Origin of the sequence: Bifidobacterium sp. B4081 (assembly GCF_026537335.1) — a bacterium.
Classification (GTDB): Bacteria; Actinomycetota; Actinomycetes; order Actinomycetales; family Bifidobacteriaceae; genus Bombiscardovia.
In genome coordinates, this window is sequence record NZ_JAFNMM010000001.1 from 374118 (window position 1) to 391254 (window position 17137).

Here is a 17137-nt window from a genome sequence, read left to right on the forward strand (position 1 = left end):
AGAGCTGAACATGGCATCGCATATTGGTAAGCTCCCCATCGCCGTTCCGGCAGGTGTGGAGGTGGCCTTCAAGGGCCAGGAATTCTCCGCCAAGGGCCCCAAGGGTTCCGACGCATACACGCTGCCTGAGGGCATCACCGGCAAGGTCGAGGGCAACGAGATCATCATGACCCCCGCCGACGAGGACCGCACCACCAAGGCCAAGCACGGACTGAGCCGCTCCATCGTGGCGTCCATGGTTGAAGGCGTCTCCAAGGGCTACAGCAAGCACCTCCAGATCGTCGGCACCGGCTACCGTGTGGTCGCCAAGGGCAAGTCCCTGGAGTTCTCGCTGGGCTACTCGCACACCATCACTGTCGACCCCCCGGAGGGCATCACCTTCGAGACGCCGAACGCCAACGAAGTGGTCGTCTCCGGCATCGACAAGCAGGCTGTCGGCCAGGCCGCGGCCAACATCCGCGCCCTGCGTGCTCCCGAGCCTTACAAGGGCAAGGGCATCAAGTACGCCGATGAGCAAATCCTGCGCAAGGCTGGAAAGGCTGGTAAGTGATATGACGGTCTCGATACTAGGCAAAGGCAAGAAGATCGCCCGTCTGCGCCGCCATGCCCGTCTGCGCAAGCACGTCTCCGGCACGGCAGAGCGTCCCCGTCTGGTGGTTACTCGGACCAATCGCAATATGATCGCCCAGATCGTCGACGACACCAGGGGTGTCACCCTGGTCAGCGAGTCGACCATGGCTTCGGACTACGGCTCTTTCAAGGGCACCAAGACCGAGGCCGCCCGCAAGGTCGGCGAGCAGATCGCAGCCAAGGCCAAGAAGGCTGGCATCACCACCGTGGTCTTCGATCGTGGTGGCAACAAGTACCACGGAAGGGTCGCAGCGGTTGCGGAAGGCGCCCGTGAGGGAGGTTTGGCACTGTGAGCGACAACGAAACGACAAAGGAAACAACCCAGGTGACTGAAGATTCCACAAACGCTCAGTCCAGCCAGGGTGGCAGAAGGGATCGGAACGACCGGAACGATGATCGCCGAGGCGGTCGTCGGGGCGGTTCCCGTGACGGCCGTAGGGATGGCCGTCGTGGCCGTCGCGACCGCGACGAGCGTGACGACATGCTCGACAGGGTCGTGACCATCAACCGCGTCTCCAAGGTCCACAAGGGAGGTCGTACCTTCAGCTTCGCGGCCCTGGTGGTCGTGGGCGACGGCAAGGGCACCGTGGGCGTTGGCTACGGCAAGTCCCGCGAGGTTCCCGCAGCCATCTCCAAGGGTCAGCTGGATGCCAAGAAGCATATGTTCACCGTTCCCCGCATCCGCGGCACCGTCACCCACCCGGTGATCGGCCACGATGCGGCCGGTACTGTCCTCCTGCGGCCTGCAGCCCCAGGAACCGGCGTTATCGCCGGCGGTCCGGTTCGCGCCGTCCTGGAGTGCGCCGGCATCACCGACATCCTGAGCAAGTCCATGGGATCGGCTACGGCCGTCAACATGGTGCGGGCCACTGTAGCTGCCCTGAAGCAGCTGGAGGAGCCCGAGGAGATCGCGGCACGCCGCGGTCTGCCCCTGGAGGAGGTCGCCCCCGACTCCCTCCTGCGCGCACGTGCCGCCGGCATTGCCGACGAGCGCAAGGAACGCGAAGAGGCCAAGGCCAAGGCTGACGAGCAGTCGAAGGCAGGTGAGTGATGACCAAGCAGATCAAGATCACTCTGGTCAAGGGCGTGGCTCATGCCACCGACCGCCAGAAGGAGAACGTCAGGTCTCTGGGCCTTCACAAGATCGGCCAGACCGTCCTGCGTGAGGACACCCCCGTCTACCGGGGGATGGCCAACAAGGTCCGCCACCTGGTGAACGTAGAGGAGGCAGACTGATTATGGCCAGCGACAAGCAAGAGCCCACCATCCTGCAGATGCACGATCTGCGTCCTGCTCCGGGCGCCAAGCGCGACCGCATCCGTGTGGGTCGCGGTGAGGGGTCCAAGGGTAAGACCTCCGGTCGTGGCACCAAGGGCACCAAGGCACGCTACCAGGTACGTCCGGGCTTTGAAGGCGGCCAGCTGCCCCTGTACATGCGGCTGCCCAAGCTGCGTGGATTCAGGAGCCCCTTCAAGAAGGAGTACCAGGTGGTCAACCTGGGTGCTCTGGAAGGACTCTTCCCCAAGGGCGGCGAGGTCACCGTCGAGGATCTGGTCAACAAGGGAGCGGTTCGCAAGGGCCGCCCTGTCAAGGTCCTGGGTGACGGCGACGTCAAGGCCGCTTTCACCCTCAAGGGCATCAAGGCCTCGGCCTCGGCCAGAAGCAAGATAGAAGCCGCAGGCGGGTCCGTCTCCGAGAACTGATACTCGCAGGGGACAGACCGCAAGGCAGATGATTCCGGCCCTCCCCGCTCCAAGCGGGTGGGGGCCGGAATTCGTTTCCGACCCGGTTGCCATCATGATTTGACGGAACCATCGGTTAAGCTGGTCGGAGCAAGAAGGTGCGATGCACCGAGACCAACGCGCGGTCGCGTAGGGAGGGAACTTAGGTGAGGACGTTAATCCAGGCCTTCAAGACCAAGGAGCTGAGGAAGAAAATCTTCTTCGTTCTTGGCATCATCATCATCTATCGCATTGGGTCGTTCATACCTACCCCAGGCGTGGATTATCCTTCCGTGCAGAAGTGCATCACCACGGCCGGTAATGAGGACTTCATCGGTCTGGTCAACCTGTTCTCGGGCGGGGCTCTGCTGCAGCTGTCTATCTTCGCACTGGGCATCATGCCCTACATCACCGCATCCATCGTGGTGCAGCTGCTGCGCGTGGTCATTCCTCGCTTCGAGGCTCTGCACAAGGAGGGTCAGTCGGGCGAGGCCAAGCTGACCGAATATACCAGGTATCTGACCATCGGTCTGGCCGTGCTGCAGTCCACGACCATTCTGGTTACAGCCCGCAACGGTGCGCTCTTCAACGGAGCATGCCAGCAGCAGGTCATTCCAGACAGCTCCGTTTGGAATCTGGTGGTCATGGTCCTGATCATGACCGGCGGCACCGGTCTGATCATGTGGATGGCCGAGTTGATCACCGACAAGGGCATCGGTAATGGCATGTCCGTCCTGATCTTCATATCCATCTGCTCCGGCTTCCTGCCCCAGCTCTGGAACATCGGCTGGGGGACCAACGGCAAGAACGGTGACTGGGTCAAATTCGGCATTGTGGTGACTGTTCTGGTGGTCATCCTGATTCTGGTCGACTACGTGGAGCTGGCACAGCGCCGCATCCCCGTCCAGTACACCAGAAGAATGATCGGCCGCAAGATGTACGGCGGATCCTCCACCTATCTGCCGCTCAAGATCAATATGTCAGGCGTGATTCCCCCTATTTTCGCCTCCTCTATTCTGGCTATTCCCACCCTTATCGCCCAGTTCGGCAAGTCCGATCAGAACTGGGTCAAGTGGATTAACGCCAACATGGCCAACACGACCTCTGTCTGGTACATCGTGCTCTACTCGGTCATGATCGTCTTCTTCTGCTTCTTCTACACCTCCATCACCTTCAACCCCGATGAGACGGCCGACAATATGAAGGAGTACGGCGGCTTCATCCCGGGCATCAGGGCCGGACGGGCCACCAGCCGGTACCTGTCATACGTGATGAACCGGCTGAACACGGTTGGAGCCATCTACCTGCTCTTCGTGGCCCTGATTCCCACGGTGCTGATCATGCTGCTGAAGATCAACTCCAAGCTACCCTTCGGCGGGACCACCATACTGATTATCGCCGGCGTCGGCCTGGACACCCTGCGCCAGGCCAGGGCGCAGACCGAGCAGTTCCAGTACACCGGTTTCCTGCTGGAGGGCGACCACAAGGAGGGCTGACCCTTCGGCCAGACACCTGCAAGTGGTATCAATTCAAACAGCTTATGGTCCGACCCTGTCACTTGTTGACATGGAGCCGGACCATTTTGTGTCAGGCCCGCGCCAGGAAGACAGTTCGTATGAGTTTGAGTGTGCTGAATCTGCTCTTGGACCGGGCAGACGCTAGCATACGGTAAAGAGGGTTCTGCGCGGTTTGGTCCGCCAGGATTGTAGACCAAGAACATCAAACAAAGGATAGGGAATGGCACAGCGACTGTTGATCATGGGACCTCAAGGTGTAGGCAAGGGCACGCAGGCGGCCTTGCTCAGTAAACACTATGGAATTCCGGCCATATCCACTGGTGACATTTTCCGCTACAACCTTAAGAACGGAACCGAGCTGGGTAAGCAGGCCAAGGCCTACACCGACAAGGGCGAACTGGTTCCAGACGAGCTGACCAATAAGATTGTCAAGGACCGCTTGGGCATGGATGATGCCGCCCAGGGCTGGATTCTTGACGGTTATCCGCGTTCGGCCTCCCAGGTTGAGGCGCTGGACAAGATGCTCCAGGAGCTGGACACTCCGCTGACGGCTGTGGTGGCCCTGGACGCCGACCATGACGTACTCATGAAGCGCATTGCCAAGCGTGCCAAGGAAGAGGGGCGGGCGGACGATACCCCCGAGGCCATCGCCAAGCGTCTGGATATCTATGCCAAGGAGACTGCCCCCCTGCTGAACACCTATAAGACCCGTGGTCTTCTGGTCGCAGTGGACGGCCAGGGTGAGGTCGATCAGATATCCAAGCAGATCATCACTCAGCTTGACGAGCGTTAACTCATCACCTGTCAGGTGAGAGGCCTGTCACCCCTTGAATCAGAAATTGCCAGATAAAAACCAAGATTAAGAGTGGCTGGTTCGCAAGACCCTGACAAGGCTGGCTAAGGCAAAGAAGCTGCATGACCCAAGTGGCATGACAGCTTCTTTTTGTGGAGGGCGGAAATCCCTGCGCGCCCGCCCAACACTGGCGGACAGGGTGATAGCCTTGGTGCATTCAGACCCTCTGGCGAGGGTATTGCATGTCGGTGATTGGCCGGGAAAATACAGAAACCAGTACAGTAACAGAAGAGGTCTACTTGAAGGGCTCTACGGCATCCGTGGTCAGATCGGATAAGCAGGAACCAGCGCGTCCAAAGCACACCATCCGAACCATTCTGCGCTCCCTGCGCGAATACCGGAAGGCCAGTTTTCTGGCTCCGGCCTTCGTCTTTCTGGAGAGCGTCCTCGAGATAGTGATCCCGACCATCATGGCCTCCCTGATCGACCAAGGGGTCTCGGGGAGGTCCATGCCGGCCATCTTCAAGTTCGGGCTGATCCTGCTGGCCTGCTCGGCCGTCTCCCTGTTCTCCGGGTTCATGTCCGGACGGTATGCGGCCATCGCCTCTTCCGGCCTGGCCAAGAATGTCCGCAGCGATCTGTTCGCCAAAGTGCAATCCTTCAGCTTTACCAACATCGACCGCTTCTCAACGGGGTCCATCATCACCAGGCTGACCACCGATGTGACCAACCTGCAGAACGCCTATCAGATGGTGATCAGGGTCGGGGTCAGGGCGCCGATCATGGTCATCGTGGCCTGGCTCTTCTCTTATAGGATCTCCAGGCCCATATCCCTGGTCTTCCTGATCGCCATCCCCATCCTGGGCTTTGGCCTGATCGGTCTGTCCCTGCTGGTTCATCCCATCTTCGAGCGGGTCTTCCACACCTACGACCACCTCAACAATGTGGTGGATGAGAACCTTCAGGGCATCAGGGTGGTCAAGTCCTACAACCGGGAGGACTACGAGGAGCGCAAATTCAACGGTATCTCCCTGGCTATCTACCGTGCCTTCTGCAAGGCCGAGCGGATCATGAGCCTGAACCCGGCATTGTTGAACTTCTGTATTTATGCTTCTTTGCTGGTCATATCCTGGATGGGCGCCTCCCAGATTGTGGCATCCGGGAACAATGCGGCCCTAGGACTGACCACAGGCGATCTGACCGCCCTGGTCACCTATGCCATACAAATCATGATGGCCATGAACATGGTCTCCATGATCGTGGTCATGGTCGTCATCTCCCAGGCTTCGGCGGAGCGCATCTGCCAGGTGCTGAATGAGGTCAGCACTGTGCATGATCCCGCCAAGCCGGTCATGAAGGTGGCCGACGGGTCCATCAGCTTCCAGGATGTGACCTTCCGCTACTCGGAGCGATCCGAACGCCCTGTTCTGAGCCATATCAATCTTGACGTTCCCTCGGGCTCCACCCTGGGCATCGTGGGTGGGACCGGCTCCTCCAAATCGAGCCTGGTCCAGCTCATACCCCGTCTCTATGACGTAACTGAGGGGTCCCTCCAGGTGGGCGGTGTGGACGTACGCCAATACGACCTGACCGTCCTGCGCGACCAGGTGGCCATGGTGCTCCAGAAGAATGTCCTTTTCACCGGGACCATCGCCGAGAACCTGCGCTGGGGTAATCCTCAAGCCACGGACGAAGAGCTGGTGCGCGCCTGCACTCTGGCCCAGGCCGACGGGTTCGTGCGGGAGTTTCCCGACGGCTATCGGACCTACCTGGATGAGGGCGGCACCAACCTCTCTGGCGGCCAGCGACAGCGTCTGTGCATAGCGCGTGCCCTGCTGAAGAAGCCCGACATCCTGATTCTGGATGACTCTACCAGCGCCGTGGACACCAAGACCGACCAGCTGATCCGTCACGCCTTCAGCCAGGAGATCCCTGACACTACCAAGATCATCATCTCCCAGCGTCTGGCCTCTGTGGAGGACGCTGACATGATCGTGGTCCTGGAGGAGGGCAGGATTCTCGACAAGGGCACCCACCAGGAGCTCCTGCGAGCATGTCAGGAGTACCGATCCATCTACGAGTCACAGACCAGGAACCAGAGCGAGGAGGACAAGGATCATGAGTGACGGATCATTCAAGGACCGCAAGCCCCGCCTGGACAAAGCCGCGCCGGGAACGACCCGTCGCATCCTGCGCTACCTGCTGGCCTACCGCTGGCAGCTGGCGGTGATCGTGGTCTGCATCATCATCAGCGCCGGGGCCCAGGCGGCATCGGCCTTCTTCCTCCAACCGCTGATCGACCATTACATCCTGCCTCTGGTCGGAGCCGCCGACCCTGACTGGGGACCGCTCATGAGGACCCTGATTCTGATGGGCTGCCTCTATGCAGTGGGGACCTTCTGCTCCTGGTTCTGGAACTGGCTGATCGTCAAGGTGGAGCAGGGCACGTTGAAGACCATCCGCGACCAGATGTTCGCCCACCAGCAGGAGCTGCCCATCGGCTTCTTCGATACCCATGAGCACGGCGACACCATGAGCCGCTACACCAACGACACGGATACCCTCCGTCAGGCCATCTCCCAGTCCTTCCCGCAGATGGTCTCCTCGGTCCTGTCCGCCCTGGCAGCCCTGATCTCCATGTTTTGGCTCTCCATCCCCTTCACCGTTCTGGCCCTGGTCTTCGCGGCGGTTCTGATTGTGGTGGTCCGGGTTCTGGTCACCCGAAGCGGTCGCTACTTCGTTCACCAGCAGCGCTATCTGGGCCAGGTGAACGCCTTCGTGGAAGAGGCCGTCAACGGGCAGAAGGTCATCAAGGTCTTCAACCATGAGGATGCCACCGCCAAGGTCTTCGAGCAGAGGAACCAGGAACTCTTTCAGGCTTCGGCCCAGGCCAACACCTACGGTAACGTCACCATGCCGGTCGTGGGCAACATGGGCTACCTGCTCTATGTGATCCTGGCCATCGTCGGAGGCCTGGCTGGCATCGCGGGTATGGGCAATGTGGGACTGACCGGGGCAGGGCCGCTGACCCTGGGAACCATCGTCTCCCTCCTGACTCTTTCCCGCTCCTTCATCAACCCCATCGGCCAGGTCTCCATGCAGTTCAACATGGTCATGATGGCCCTGGCCGGCGCCTCCAGGATCTTCGATCTGATGGACCAGCCTGTCGAGTCCGACCAGGGCACGGTCAGATTGGTCAGCGTCGAACTGGCCTCGGACGGGCGGACCATGACCCCTGTCGACCATGAGACAGGGCACTGGGCCTGGAAGCGTGAGGCCGATGACGACGGCAGGCGCTCGCTGGAGGCTGCCATGAAGCTTCCAGGCGATGCCCGGGATGTGGCCCTGAAGGCCAAGGATCAGGCCATCACCTCGCCTGATGGCCGATACACCCTCCTCCAGGGGGATGTGCGATTCACCGATGTCAGCTTCGGGTATGACCCGAGCAAGCCTGTCCTGCACGACATCACCTGGTTTGCCAAGCCCGGGCAGAAGGTGGCTTTGGTCGGCGCCACGGGGGCCGGCAAGACCACGATCACTAACCTCATCAACCGTTTCTACGACATCCAGCAGGGGCAGATCCTCTATGACGGGATCGATGTGAGAAACATCCGCAAGCCTGACCTCCGCCGCTCCCTGGGCATCGTCCTTCAGGATGTCAACCTCTTCACGGGCACCGTCCTGGACAACATCCGCTACGGGCGCCTGGATGCCACGGACGAGGAGTGCATCGAAGCTGCCAGGATGACCAACGCCGACAGCTTCATCCGCATGCTTCCCCAGGGCTACCAGACCGTTCTAGAAGGGGATGGAAGCGGGCTGTCCCAGGGTCAGCGCCAGCTGATCTCCATTGCCAGGGCGGCTGTGGCTGATCCGCCGGCCATGATCCTTGACGAAGCCACTTCCTCAATCGACACACGCACCGAGGAGGTGGTCCAGCAGGGCATGGACGCATTGATGCGCGGCCGAACGGTCTTCGTCATCGCCCACCGGCTCTCCACGGTCCGTAACTCCGATGTGATCATGGTTCTGGATCACGGACGGATCATTGAGCGCGGCAATCATGATGAGCTGATAGCCAGGCACGGCGAGTACTACCAGCTCTACACCGGAGCCTTGGAGCTAGAGTAGGGTTCTCCTGAATTGCCGAACCTTGGGAGTAGGCACCGATAGTTTGCGATTCGGCAATAAGCAAAACCAGTGGGGTGAGGGCGGCACATGACTGATGCTCCCGCCCCTACGCATAGCTGATGGCTTGCTAAGTTCAATCCCCATCTGAGCTACTGGTATCCCCATGAAAAGAAGGGCCTGACCTGCAAATTCAGCAGGTCAGGCCCTTTATGAATAGGAATCAGGTTCGATCTCAGAGGATGCCCTGGGCCACCATGGCATCGGCCACCTTGGTGAAGCCGGCCACGTTGGCACCCAGCATCAGGTCGCCCTCATGCCCGTATTCCTTGGATGCCTGGTAAGACTTCTGGAAGATTCCAGTCATAATGTCCTTCAGACGCTGGTCAACCTCGTCGAAGGCCCACTGCAGGCGAAGCGAGTTCTGGCTCATCTCCAGACCGGAGACTGCCACGCCGCCGGCATTGGCGGCCTTGGCGGGCCCGTAGAGCACCTTGTTATCCTGGTAGGCCTGGATGGCCTCGGGGGTGGAGGGCATGTTGGCGCCCTCGCAGACCACGGTGCATCCGTTGGCGATCAGGGTCTTTGCGGATTCCTCGTCAATTTCGTTCTGCGTGGCGCAGGGCAGGGCTATGTCGCAGGGCACAGTCCAGACGTCCTTGCAGCCTTCGTGGTACTCAGCCGAATCCACGCGGTCCGCATACTCGCGAATTCGGCCGCGGTGACCCAGCTTGATGTCCTTGACGACGTCGAGATCAATCCCATTGGGGTCATAAACGTAGCCGTTGGAGTCGGATGCCGTTACCACCTTGGCGCCCAGCTGTTGGGCCTTTTCGGTGGCGAAGATGGCCACGTTGCCCGAACCGGAGATGACGACGGTCTTGCCTTGGAAGGAATCCTTGCGCAGCGTCTGCAGGGCCTCCTGGGTGTAGTAGCACAGGCCATATCCCGTGGCCTCGGTCCTGGCCAGGGAGCCGCCGAAGGTCAGGTCCTTGCCGGTCAAAACACCCGAGTACTCGTCGCGTATTCTCTTGTACTGGCCGAACAGGTAGCCGATTTCGCGGGATCCTACGTTGATATCGCCGGCGGGCACGTCGGTGAACTGTCCGATGTGGCGCTGCAGCTCAGTCATGAAGGCCTGGCAGAAGCGCATGACCTCGGCATCCGAGCGGCCCTTGGGATCGAAGTCGGATCCGCCCTTGGCGCCGCCCATAGGCAGTCCAGTCAGCGAATTCTTCAGAATCTGCTCGAAGCCCAGGAACTTGATGACCGACTCGGTCACGGTCGGGTGGAAGCGCAGGCCGCCCTTGTAGGGGCCGATGGCCGAGTTGAATTGGATCCGGTAGCCGCGGTTGACCTGAACGTGGCCCTGATCGTCGGTCCAGGCCACACGGAACTTGACTGCACGTTCGGGCTCGACCAGGCGCTCCAGCACGCCATTGGCCTCATACTCGGGATGCCGCTCCACCACGGGTTCCAGGCTGGAGAAAACTTCGCGGACAGCCTGCAGGAATTCCGGCTGGTCGCCGTCGCGCTTCTCAACCTGCTGGTATACGCGCTTGATGTATTCGTTGGTGAGCATCTGAGCTCCTTTGACTAGGAATGGCCGGTCCGTCCGGTCCACATGCGATTGGGTCCGCCCTCAAGAGCCTGCGGGGGCTGGCGGAATCTTATCCTATGGTAAATGCCTCAAAGTTACGTCACAAGAATTCTGTCCCGTAATGTCTGACATGTGGTCATTGAAGGCCCGAAGAATGAGAGGACCAGGAAGAGCAAGCTGGGCTACTGTCAAAAGTTGAGTCTCCTAGACTCAACTTTTATTCTTTGGGTGAACATTGGGCATGAAACCCGGGGCCTGCGGTTTGGACAAAGTGAAGGGCAGGGAGCCCGGGAGGACAGGTCAGGATGTCCACCTGGGGTTCCGGTCCGCAGAAACTATGACTTAGAGAATCAGGAGATGTGATTATGGCTATGTTTCCCGCATTGATGAACAATTCGATCTTCGGCGACTTCTTCGATGATCCCTTCTTCAACAACTGGCGTGACGGGCGTCGGCAGGGCCAGGGCGCCAAGAACGCGCTGAACAGCCCCTTGATGAACACGGATGTGCGTGAGAAGGATGGACAGTACCAGCTCTCCATCGACATGCCCGGCTTCGACAAGAAGGACATCGGCCTGCGTCTGGAGGATGGCTACCTGATTGTCTCCGCCCAGAAGAACGGTGACCAGGGTGACAAGGATGACCAGGGACGGTGGATTCGGCGTGAGCGCTACACCGGATCCTGCTCCCGTAGCTTCTACGTTGGCGACAAAGTCCGCCAGGAGGACATTCATGCCCACTATGCCAACGGCACCCTGGAGGTGACTCTGCCCAAGACCAGCATCGAACCTGCTGACAACACGCAGAACATCGCCATCGAGGACTGAGGGACTCGATTCCGTAACGGACCGCCTGAATGACTGCTATACTGATTGAGCGGCAGCCGTCCAGACGGCCCTTTTGTCGTGTCAACACGCTATTGCCCAATTCTGGGTCTACTCATGCTATACTTACCATTTGGCGTGTCTTTCGATGCGCTGTGTAACCGGCCGAGGATCGGATAGAAGGCTTATGGCAAAAGATGGTGTGATCGAGGTGGAAGGGCGTGTGGTCGAGGCTCTCCCGAATGCGATGTTCCGCGTCGAGCTCGAGAACAAGCACCTAGTGCTGGCCACCATTTCCGGCAAGATGCGTAAGAACTACATTCGCATTCTGCCCCAGGATCGGGTGGTGCTCGAAATGAGTCCCTACGATCTGAACCGCGGACGGATTACGTACCGGTACAAGTAACAAGGTACACAAGCAAAGGAAAACCATGAAGGTCAGCCCTAGTGTGAAGAGAATCTGCGAGAACTGCCGCGTGATTCGTCGTCACGGCCGCGTCATGGTGATCTGCAAAAACCCACGCCATAAGCAGCGCCAGGGCTGAGCGGATTCCCAGCGGCAACGAACACCAAAGGCGCTGAGTCACAGCCGACAGGCTGAACCCCGGGTGCGCAGGCCCGGGCCGGGAGACCGGAAGACTCGGTGCACGACCTGCGTAGAACAAAAAAGGAATCGCAATGGCACGTCTTGCCGGAGTCGACATCCCCAACGAGAAGCGCATAGAGATAGCCCTCACCTACATTTTCGGTGTGGGGCGTACCCGCGCCAAGGAAACACTTGCCGCGACCGGAGTGAATCCGGACACCCGCGTCAAGGATCTCACGGATGAGCAGCTCATTACGCTGCGTGATTACCTCGAAGGCAACTATAAGATCGAGGGTGATCTGCGTCGTGAGATCGACGCCGATATTCGCCGTAAGATCCAGATCAATTGCTATCAGGGCCAGCGCCACCGCAGGGGTCTGCCCGTACGTGGTCAGCGGACCAAGACCAACGCCCGCACCCGCAAGGGACCCAAGCGCACCGTCGCCGGAAAGAAGAAGGCGACCAAGTAAGGCCGTATTGGTTCGCACTAGCAATCAGTTATTCGTGACAAGGAAACGAGGATCAATGGCAGCAGCAAAGCAGGCCGCGCGCAAGCCTCGTCGTCGGGATCGCAAGTCGGTTCCGGTCGGGCAGGCGCATATCAAGTCAACATTCAACAACACCATCATCTCCATTACCGATCCTTCCGGTGCTGTAGTGGCCTGGGCTTCAGGCGGCGACGTAGGCTTCAAGGGCTCCCGCAAGTCCACTCCTTATGCAGCGGGCATGGCCGCCGAATCCGCAGCCCGCAAGGCCATGGAGCATGGGGTCAAGAAGGTGGATGTCTTCGTCAAGGGCCCGGGTTCGGGCCGCGAGACCGCCATCCGCTCCCTGCAGTCCGCAGGCCTGGAGGTCGGTTCCATCTCTGATGTGACCCCACAGGCACACAATGGCGTTCGTCCTCCCAAGCGCCGTCGCGTCTGAGCACTAAAAAACCCATGAATCCACCCGCGAAGACCGGTGAGTGCACCACCGGTTGGAGCTGAAAGGATAGCAACAGTGCTTATTGCACAGCGTCCGACTCTTACAGAAGAAGTCGTCAATGCCCAGCGCTCCCGTTTCACCATCGAGCCGCTGGAGCCCGGATTCGGGTACACTCTGGGCAACTCCCTGCGTCGTACCCTGCTGAGCTCCATACCCGGTGCGGCTGTGACCTCGGTCCGCATCTCGGGTGCCCTGCACGAGTTCACCACGCTGCCTGGTGTGGAGGAGGACGTCACTGAGATCCTGCTCAACATCAAGGGCATCGTGCTGACCAGCGAGTACGACGAGCCTGTGGTCATGTATTTGCGCAAGAGCGGCAAGGGCGAAGCCACCGCCGGGGACATCACCCCGCCGGCCGGTGTCACCGTGGCCAATCCTGATCTGCATATCGCGACCCTGGCCGAGGATGGCGAGTTGGAGATCGAGTTTACGGTGGAGCGTGGGCGTGGATACGTCCAGGCCCAGCTCAACAAGCAGGACAACGATGAGATTGGCCGCATCCCGGTCGATTCCATCTACTCTCCAGTACTCAAGGTCAGCTACAAGGTCGAAGCCACCCGTGTCGAGCAGCGCACGGATTTTGACAAGTTGATCCTGGATGTGGAGACCAAGCCGGCCATATCGCCGCGTGACGCGGTGGCATCCGCCGGGTCGACCCTGGTTGAACTCTTCGGCCTCTGCCGCGAGCTCAACACCCAAGCTGAGGGCGTGGAGGTCGGACCCGAGCCTGTGGTGGAAGAAGCCGATCCGCAGATGTCCGTGCCGATTGAGGATCTGAACCTGACGCAGCGTTCCTACAACTGCCTCAAGCGCGAGGGAATCCACACCATCGGCGAGCTGGTCTCGCACACCGAGCAGGATCTGCTGGACATTCGTAACTTCGGCATGAAGTCCATCGACGAGGTCAAGGAGAAGCTTGAGGGCATGGGGCTGTCGCTGAAGGCCTCCCCGCTGGGCTTCGACACCAATAATCTCGAGGGGGGCACCTTCTTCTCGCCTGACGACGAGTGAGAGGCTGCAGCCTTCGTATGAGCGGGCGAGGGGAAGGGTTCCTTTGTCTGCTGACAGCAATTCCGGGAAGTCGGATGTTCGGGCGTATGCCCACCTGTCCTCCCGGGCCGTAAGGAGATAATCCAATGCCAAAACCTAGCAAGGGCCCACGTCTGGCCTCCAGCCCGGCACACGAGCGGCTGATGTTGGCCAACATGGCCACCAGCCTCTTTGCCAACGGCCGTATCACGACCACTCTGCCCAAGGCCAAGCGCCTGCGTCCCCTGGCTGAGCGGCTGATCACCTTCGCCAAGCGTGGGGATCTGCCTGCCCGCCGTCGTGTCATGCGTGTCATCCGCGACAAGTCTGTGGTTCACATTCTGTTCACGCAGATCGCCGAGCAGATGCAGCAGCGTGAGGGTGGCTATACCCGCATCACCAAGATCGCGCCCCGCCGTGGAGACAACTCCCCACAGGCCGTGATCGAGCTGGTCACTGAGCCCCTGTCGGCCAAGAAGGCCGTGGTCAAGGAGGCTGAGTCCGCAGCCAAGGTGGCCGCCAAGGACGACAATGCCGAGGTGGCAGCAGCCACCGATGCCGCTGTCGCCGAAGGCGCTGCCAAGGATGCCGTCGACCAGGCTGTCGAGGCCAATGAGTCCGATCAGGACGTGGCCCAGGCTGACCAGGCCGCCGAGGATCTGGAACAGACCGCCGACAAGGCGGATCAGGCCGAAGCCCAGGCTGAGGAAGATGCCGACGTGGCTGAGGATGCCGAGAAGTCTGCCGAGTAATCGGTTATTGCATTCGATGACGGGGTCGGGGAGCATGGCTCTCCGGCCCCGTTTGTCATTGCTGCCAGGGAGGTCTTGATGGAAGGTCAGGAGGGGAAGATGTCCCTTGTCAGGCTGCGCATGGATCTGGCCTATGACGGTGGCGGCTTCCATGGCTGGGCCCGGCAGCCGGAGCTTCGCACGGTCCAAGGTTGCATCGAGCAGGCCCTGTCTCTGATCACCGGAGCCCGCGGCTCACAAGGCGGAGTTCCTCATAACCACGACGTCTGGGAACCAAGACTGGTCGTGGCGGGCAGGACCGACACTGGGGTTCACGCATCCCACCAGGTTGCTCACCTGGACATTCCCGATCTTGTGCTCGAGTCCTGCAGGGGCCATATGGAGGTCGATGGTGTTGAGGCCCTGGAACGCCGCCTCCGGCACCTGCTGCCTGCTGACATTGTTCTGCTCGGTCTCAGATTGGCCCCAGTGGGTTTCGATGCCCGCTTTTCTGCCCTGGAACGCACCTATCTGTATCGGGTCAGCCAAGGGGGTCAGCCAGGGGATCCTCGCATGCGAGGCTTTGTGCTGAATCTGGAGGGAAGCCTGGATCTGCGAGCTATGAACGAGGCTGCAGCGGAGTGTATCGGGCTGCATGACTTTGGGTCTTTCGCCAGGCCAAACCCCGGCGGCACGACCATCCGCAAGGTCCTGGCCGCACACTGGGATCTGGTTCCGACTGCAAATCTGTTCGGTACTGCTCCGGGCCAGAGCGCCGTCGGATACCTTCCGACTTTCATGGAATCCGGGCTGACCGTCTTTCGGATCGTTGCTGATGCATTTGCCCATAATATGGTCCGGTCACTGGTTGCAGCCTGCATTCAGGTGGGTCTGGGACGCCGGTCCGTGCAATGGTTTGCCGACAAGGTAGCCCACCCCCTGCGCGAGGGTTCCACCGGTCCCATAGATGCCCGGGGCCTGACCCTGGAGCATGTGGCCTACCCGCCTGATGACCAGCTGGCTGAACGGGCGCAGGCCATCCGGGCCCGCCGCACACTATGACCCTCTGGCTGTTCTTGGTAACCGTTGACTGCGCCACGCCGCTTGCCAGGTAGGGACTCTGTGGCATAATAGAAAAGTTGTTGTTCGGCAGTGTCGGGCAACGACCATGGTTGAGTGTCCGAGCGGTCTAAGGAGCACGCCTCGAAAGCGTGTGAGGGCAACTCCCTCCGCGAGTTCGAATCTCGCCTCAACCGCCCCCATTGGTCCCGGCCCGACGGTCGGGGCCTTTTTTCGTATACTGTCTGGTGAGGGTATGTGCATGAGCCTTGGTGTGCAAGACTAAACCTTAAGAAAAGGGGCTCATGTTTTCCTGCTGAAGGAGGTCCTTTGGCCGGTATCAAGGATGTGGCTGCTCTGGCGGGAGTTTCCATAAGTACCGTTTCTTATGTATTCTCGGGCAAGCGGCCTGTAAGCGATACAACGAAGATCAGGGTTCTCAAGGCAGTCCAGCAATTGGATTACCACCCCGGTTCCGGAGCCGCCATACTCCGCAGGGACCGCAGGACCCACCTGATCGTGCTGAGCTCACCCATGCATCCCTATACCGACTATTCGAACTATGCCACCTTTTTCTTCGCCGTGGTTGCCAGGGCCAGACACTACCACTACAACGTGGTCCTTTTGATGGATGAAGACGATACTGATGAACTCCTGCGGATGTCATACAGTGGCATGATTGATGGCGTCCTCCTCTTGGATGTGACCATGGAGGATCCACGTGTGGCCCAGGCACATACCTCCTTGGTGCCCTATGTCTCCATTGGATATGCCAGAGATCCGTCCAATTTGATTTCCGTTGACGTGGATTTTCATGCCATGGGCCGACGAGCTGTCGATGAGTTCTATCGAATGGGTCATCGGCATATGCTCATGGTCGGATCCAACAGCCAGTCCTATGAGCAAGGTTCCAACTTCCTGGTTCGAACCAAAAAAGCTGCCATCGACAGAGCCCAGGTGCTGGGAATAAAGACGACTTTCCTGTATTCCACCGGCGACGATGCCAGGCATGTCAGTCAGTTGATTGATCAGGCTTTTCGGCTGGACCCTGAGATCACGGCGATCATGGCTCAGACCAGCATCAGTCACATGAACAACGTCATTGTTGCGCTGTCAAGACGTGGACTTTCGATTCCAAAGGATGTTTCCATGCTGGCATTAAGTACTTTCGGCAATGCCTCCGTTCTGGAACGTCCTCTCGATGAGATTCCCATGAGACCTCATGAAACATGCTCTCGCGGGGTGGATATGTTGATGGAGTGTTTGGAAGGCGTTGGGGAAAAACCGGGAACAGTGGAGCTGATCCGTTCCGACTACAAACGCAGGGGATCTGTTGGGCCGGTCCGGCTACATAGCTGAGAACCTTAAACTGATGTTCTGTGCACCGTCGCACAGGGGATAAAACCGGGTTTCATGTAGCGTCATAGGTTATCGAAAAACATCGAAATACTATGTCAATTATAGTCAAATCATTAAATTAAAAAATGGTTGTCCAATAAGGAGAATCATCAAGCGATGAAGCTAGGAAAAGAGGA

The 17137-nt window shown here is 59.5% G+C and carries 19 protein-coding genes and 1 tRNA gene; 19 read left to right on the forward strand and 1 reads right to left on the reverse strand.

Annotated elements, in window-relative coordinates:
- Positions 1-10: 10 nt before the first annotated feature.
- From rplF to J3T92_RS01605, 9 genes are all read left to right on the forward strand, one after another.
- Positions 11-550, forward strand: coding sequence for a 50S ribosomal protein L6 (gene rplF / locus J3T92_RS01565; protein WP_267399399.1), 540 nt, complete (start codon positions 11-13; stop codon positions 548-550).
- Position 551: 1 nt separating this feature from the next.
- A complete protein-coding gene (rplR, locus tag J3T92_RS01570; RefSeq protein WP_015022343.1) occupies positions 552-923 on the forward strand; it encodes a 50S ribosomal protein L18 in 372 nt (123 codons plus the stop codon).
- Complete coding sequence (gene rpsE / locus J3T92_RS01575) at positions 920-1681, forward strand: 30S ribosomal protein S5 (protein WP_024626785.1); 762 nt, start codon at positions 920-922, stop codon at positions 1679-1681. Before rplR ends, rpsE begins: the two co-directional genes overlap by 4 nt.
- Positions 1681-1866 carry a 50S ribosomal protein L30 gene (gene rpmD / locus J3T92_RS01580; RefSeq protein ID WP_024626784.1) on the forward strand — a complete coding sequence of 62 codons (186 nt, stop codon included), beginning with the start codon at positions 1681-1683 and terminating at the stop codon, positions 1864-1866. Before rpsE ends, rpmD begins: the two co-directional genes overlap by 1 nt.
- A gap of 2 nt (positions 1867-1868) precedes the next feature.
- Positions 1869-2333, forward strand: a complete 465-nt coding sequence (rplO, locus tag J3T92_RS01585; RefSeq protein ID WP_267399400.1) for a 50S ribosomal protein L15 — start codon at positions 1869-1871, stop codon at positions 2331-2333.
- A gap of 185 nt (positions 2334-2518) precedes the next feature.
- On the forward strand, positions 2519-3847 hold the full coding sequence (gene secY, locus J3T92_RS01590; protein ID WP_024626782.1) for a preprotein translocase subunit SecY: 1329 nt from the start codon (positions 2519-2521) through the stop codon (positions 3845-3847).
- 241 nt (positions 3848-4088) lie between these two features.
- Positions 4089-4661 carry an adenylate kinase gene (locus tag J3T92_RS01595; protein ID WP_267399401.1) on the forward strand — a complete coding sequence of 191 codons (573 nt, stop codon included), beginning with the start codon at positions 4089-4091 and terminating at the stop codon, positions 4659-4661.
- Between the two features lie 242 nt (positions 4662-4903).
- Positions 4904-6787 carry an ABC transporter ATP-binding protein gene (locus J3T92_RS01600; RefSeq protein WP_267399402.1) on the forward strand — a complete coding sequence of 628 codons (1884 nt, stop codon included), beginning with the start codon at positions 4904-4906 and terminating at the stop codon, positions 6785-6787.
- Entirely contained in the window at positions 6777-8792 is a 2016-nt protein-coding gene (locus tag J3T92_RS01605; protein WP_267400218.1) for an ABC transporter ATP-binding protein, read from the forward strand. The genes J3T92_RS01600 and J3T92_RS01605 overlap by 11 nt, the downstream gene beginning before the upstream one ends.
- 232 nt (positions 8793-9024) lie before the next feature.
- Here the strand turns inward: J3T92_RS01605 and gdhA are convergent, their stop codons facing one another.
- Positions 9025-10371, reverse strand: a complete 1347-nt coding sequence (gene gdhA, locus J3T92_RS01610) for an NADP-specific glutamate dehydrogenase (RefSeq protein ID WP_267399403.1) — start codon at positions 10369-10371, stop codon at positions 9025-9027.
- A 383-nt stretch (positions 10372-10754) separates the two neighbouring features.
- On the opposite strand from gdhA, the gene J3T92_RS01615 reads away from it, so the two are divergent.
- From J3T92_RS01615 to J3T92_RS01660, 10 genes are all read left to right on the forward strand, one after another.
- Positions 10755-11216: an Hsp20/alpha crystallin family protein gene (locus tag J3T92_RS01615; protein WP_029678055.1), complete on the forward strand. Its 462-nt coding sequence runs from the start codon at positions 10755-10757 to the stop codon at positions 11214-11216.
- A 184-nt stretch (positions 11217-11400) separates the two neighbouring features.
- A complete protein-coding gene (gene infA, locus J3T92_RS01620; RefSeq protein WP_015022331.1) occupies positions 11401-11619 on the forward strand; it encodes a translation initiation factor IF-1 in 219 nt (72 codons plus the stop codon).
- A 25-nt stretch (positions 11620-11644) separates the two neighbouring features.
- On the forward strand, positions 11645-11758 hold the full coding sequence (gene rpmJ, locus J3T92_RS01625; RefSeq protein WP_015022330.1) for a 50S ribosomal protein L36: 114 nt from the start codon (positions 11645-11647) through the stop codon (positions 11756-11758).
- Between the two features lie 133 nt (positions 11759-11891).
- Positions 11892-12269, forward strand: coding sequence for a 30S ribosomal protein S13 (rpsM, locus tag J3T92_RS01630; RefSeq protein ID WP_015022329.1), 378 nt, complete (start codon positions 11892-11894; stop codon positions 12267-12269).
- Between the two features lie 55 nt (positions 12270-12324).
- Positions 12325-12723: a 30S ribosomal protein S11 gene (gene rpsK, locus J3T92_RS01635; RefSeq protein ID WP_015022328.1), complete on the forward strand. Its 399-nt coding sequence runs from the start codon at positions 12325-12327 to the stop codon at positions 12721-12723.
- 75 nt (positions 12724-12798) lie between these two features.
- A complete protein-coding gene (locus J3T92_RS01640) occupies positions 12799-13794 on the forward strand; it encodes a DNA-directed RNA polymerase subunit alpha (RefSeq protein ID WP_015022327.1) in 996 nt (331 codons plus the stop codon).
- A 125-nt stretch (positions 13795-13919) separates the two neighbouring features.
- Positions 13920-14564, forward strand: a complete 645-nt coding sequence (gene rplQ, locus J3T92_RS01645; RefSeq protein WP_024626776.1) for a 50S ribosomal protein L17 — start codon at positions 13920-13922, stop codon at positions 14562-14564.
- A gap of 78 nt (positions 14565-14642) precedes the next feature.
- The gene (locus J3T92_RS01650) at positions 14643-15605 is read left to right on the forward strand and encodes a tRNA pseudouridine synthase A (RefSeq protein WP_267399405.1); all 963 of its coding nucleotides are present in this window, start codon (positions 14643-14645) and stop codon (positions 15603-15605) included.
- Positions 15606-15713: 108 nt separating this feature from the next.
- A tRNA-Ser gene (locus tag J3T92_RS01655) sits at positions 15714-15799 on the forward strand.
- Between the two features lie 133 nt (positions 15800-15932).
- Entirely contained in the window at positions 15933-16961 is a 1029-nt protein-coding gene (locus J3T92_RS01660; protein WP_267399406.1) for a LacI family DNA-binding transcriptional regulator, read from the forward strand.
- The last annotated feature ends 176 nt before the right edge of the window (positions 16962-17137 follow it).

Bases quoted from the DNA above. Each gene is read 5' to 3' on its own strand.
- rplF (WP_267399399.1), top strand. From the start codon at position 11: ATGGCATCGCATATTGGTAAGCTCCCCATCGCCGTTCCGGCAGGTGTG.
- rplR (WP_015022343.1), top strand. From the start codon at position 552: ATGACGGTCTCGATACTAGGCAAAGGCAAGAAGATCGCCCGTCTGCGC.
- rpmD (WP_024626784.1), top strand. From the start codon at position 1,681: ATGACCAAGCAGATCAAGATCACTCTGGTCAAGGGCGTGGCTCATGCC.
- rplO (WP_267399400.1), top strand. From the start codon at position 1,869: ATGGCCAGCGACAAGCAAGAGCCCACCATCCTGCAGATGCACGATCTG.
- J3T92_RS01595 (WP_267399401.1), top strand. From the start codon at position 4,089: ATGGCACAGCGACTGTTGATCATGGGACCTCAAGGTGTAGGCAAGGGC.
- J3T92_RS01600 (WP_267399402.1), top strand. From the start codon at position 4,904: ATGTCGGTGATTGGCCGGGAAAATACAGAAACCAGTACAGTAACAGAA.
- gdhA (WP_267399403.1), bottom strand. From the start codon at position 10,371: ATGCTCACCAACGAATACATCAAGCGCGTATACCAGCAGGTTGAGAAG.
- J3T92_RS01615 (WP_029678055.1), top strand. From the start codon at position 10,755: ATGGCTATGTTTCCCGCATTGATGAACAATTCGATCTTCGGCGACTTC.
- infA (WP_015022331.1), top strand. From the start codon at position 11,401: ATGGCAAAAGATGGTGTGATCGAGGTGGAAGGGCGTGTGGTCGAGGCT.
- rpmJ (WP_015022330.1), top strand. From the start codon at position 11,645: ATGAAGGTCAGCCCTAGTGTGAAGAGAATCTGCGAGAACTGCCGCGTG.
- rpsM (WP_015022329.1), top strand. From the start codon at position 11,892: ATGGCACGTCTTGCCGGAGTCGACATCCCCAACGAGAAGCGCATAGAG.
- rpsK (WP_015022328.1), top strand. From the start codon at position 12,325: ATGGCAGCAGCAAAGCAGGCCGCGCGCAAGCCTCGTCGTCGGGATCGC.
- rplQ (WP_024626776.1), top strand. From the start codon at position 13,920: ATGCCAAAACCTAGCAAGGGCCCACGTCTGGCCTCCAGCCCGGCACAC.
- J3T92_RS01650 (WP_267399405.1), top strand. From the start codon at position 14,643: ATGGAAGGTCAGGAGGGGAAGATGTCCCTTGTCAGGCTGCGCATGGAT.